Origin of the sequence: Candidatus Thiosymbion oneisti, assembly GCF_900092655.1 — a bacterium.
Lineage (GTDB): Bacteria > Pseudomonadota > Gammaproteobacteria > Chromatiales > Chromatiaceae > Thiosymbion > Thiosymbion oneisti.
Map to the genome: position 1 here is coordinate 1 of NZ_FLUY01001544.1, position 483 is coordinate 483.

At 66.0% G+C, this 483-nt stretch carries 1 protein-coding gene; it reads left to right on the top strand.

Features of this window, described 5'->3' with window-relative positions; translation table 11 throughout:
- Nucleotides 1-272: 272 nt before the first annotated feature.
- Nucleotides 273-483, top strand: a 211-nt coding sequence (locus BQ17_RS22860) for a hypothetical protein (RefSeq protein ID WP_218068304.1), incomplete at its 3' end; no start/stop codon positions are given.

Below are 483 nucleotides of genomic sequence, written 5' to 3' on the forward strand. Positions count from 1 at the left end.
GCACAATCCGGCCGCCGCTTTGGATGTACGCCCGGCATGGGCATGAACGGATGGGGTGTAAGTCCCGTGTAGGAGTACCTGAATGGTCGTTGAGACGACGGTAACGACGAGCCGACGGCAAGGGCAAACCGGCGCGGGGATGTCGGAAGGAAGCCCGAGTGCAAACGTGCGAGCCGACGAACAGAAATCGCAGAGAAGGCGTGGTCCGCGGGCGCGTCAGCATCAGCTGACGAAGGCCGCCAGGTCCCGGGGAGAGGGTAAAGGCGGCGGGTGTGCCCGGAAAGTTCAAGTTCGTATCCGGGGAGCGCTGTCTGACTGGCGGTCGGTGTCCCGAGGGGAGTCGCAGTGAGGGCCAGTCCGAAAGGGCTGGCGTCAGCATTGAACCCGAAGGGGGCGGTAGTTGCCATGGGAGCCGGCCGGAGGGCCAGGGTGAAAGGGTTGGAATGACCACCGGACCCGAGCGTGACGCGGGCCGCGCGCGGG